Raw genomic sequence first — 1,927 nt, 5'->3', positions numbered from 1 at the left:
GTGCACTACATCGGCGGCGTTACCCGGTGCCGTCACCGCGAAGAACAGGGCGAACAACCCGACACCATACGGCCAGAAGATTCTTTTCATCGAGGACCTCACAGAAAACCCAGTCGACACGGCCAGACGGACACCAACGCCGGTGTGTTACCGACAGCATGTGTGTACTCACCTTGAGTAGTTGCCGCAAGATGAATCGCCGGAGCGGTGAGTGAACTGCGCGGTGGCGGGGCCGGGGGACAGCGGATGGACAGGGATCTGACCATAGGTGGGCAGTAGGCAACGGATACGTGAACGGATCTAATAGTGCATGCCACCCCGGGTCGGTCGACCTCGATTCCCGGCGCGGGGTGGCTGCCCGGGGCAATGGCCGGCCTGGCCGGGGAAGCCCCCGCTCGGGACCGCCGGGACCGCTCAGGACGGCGCGATGCTCTGCGCGAAGCGGAACAGGTTGTCCGGGTCGTAGGCGCGCTTGACCTGGCGTAACCGTGGAAGGTTCGCCCCGTAGTACGCATCGGCCCAGGTGGTGAGGTCCGGGTCGATGTAGTTCTGGTACGCCGACGACGACATGAACGGCGCCGTCGCCGCCACCGTGGATCGCAACCAGCTCTGGTTAGCCTCTTTGTCCGCCGGGGAGGCGTCGACGGAGTACCCGGCGACGAACTGGGCGCTGGCGAGCGTGTCGCGGTGCACGAACGCCGTGTCACCCGGGCCGACCCGGTTGATCGCGCCGCCCCAGGAATCCAAGATTATGCTACCCGGACCGGCCCCGGGCGTGCGTTGGCGTCGCTCGAGCGCGGCGAGCATCGTCTCGACCCCGCCGGCTGGCATCGGTTCGGCGAGGAACGCCGAGGCGGCCCGTTGGGCCACCCGTGGCAGGGTGCCTCCGGGCGTCCGGTCGCGCAGGTGGCACGTGTCAACGCTTTTGCCCGCGCAGCCCGCCTCGAGCAGCATCGTTTCGAGATGGCCACGCTGGGCGACGAAGGTGCTCGAGGGCCTCCGGCCGACGGCGGCGACGAGGTTGGCGAGTCGATCCCGCAGCCACGTGATCCGCGTGTCGTCGGCGCCGCCCGCGAGCACGCCGCTCACCCGCAGGGCCGGACTGCCGGTGACCCCGGTCGTCGGCATCGAGGTCATGACGCAGGTCGACCACAGGTCCTCTGGCGCGCCGCCGCTGTCGGCGATCCAGCCCTGCCACGCGGTGAGCACGTCCGCGGCCACGTCCCAGGGCCAGCGGTAGGTGAACAGCACCAACGGTGTCGCCCGATGGGTGGCGAAGGTGAACGACGTCACGATGCCGACGTTGCCCCCGCCCGCGCCGCGTAGCGACCAGAAGAGGTCCGGCTCGGTGTCGGCGTCGGTGCGCACGGTCTCCCCGGAGGCCAGCACGACCTCGGCGGAGACCATCCGATCGCAGGTCAGACCGTAGCGCCGGCTCAACACTCCGATGCCGCCGCCGAGGGCGAGCCCGGCGATGCCGACGGTCGGGCATGATCCGGCCGGCAGCGCCAGCCCGTTCTCGGCGAGTGCGGAGTAGACGTCGATCAGCAGCGATCCGGCTCCGATCAGCGCGGTGCCGTCGGGCCCCGGCCGGACCGACGCCATCGCAGTCACGTCCACGACCAGCCCGGTCGTCGTCGAGTAGCCCCCGTAGCTGTGGCCACCGGCCCGCGCGACGAGGTGTATCCCGGTGGAGCGGGCGAAGTCGATGCAGGCCGTGACGTCCCCCGCAGACATGGCACGGACCACCGCCTGCGGGCGTACCGCGTCGAAAGCCGGGTTGAACAGCATGCTGGCGACGGCGTAGTCCGGATCGGTCGGTCGCAGCAGCGGACCGATCAGCCGTTCGTCGAGCGTGCGCCAGTCGATCTCCGTCGGTGTCGGGTGGGGGGCGTCCTCCTGCTGGCAGGCGCTCATCAGGCCGCCA

1 protein-coding gene is annotated in these 1,927 nt (G+C 69.7%); it reads right to left on the bottom strand.

Annotated features, from left to right (window positions below):
* Positions 1-414: 414 nt before the first annotated feature.
* The coding region (locus tag ACY45C_RS09255; protein WP_462187213.1) for an FAD-binding oxidoreductase at positions 415-1,927 on the bottom strand (1,513 nt) is incomplete at its 5' end.

The organism is Frankia sp. CcWB2 (assembly GCF_977927585.1).
The sequence above is the reverse complement of the archived record's forward strand: the minus strand, read 5'-3'. Positions and strand labels throughout refer to the sequence as shown.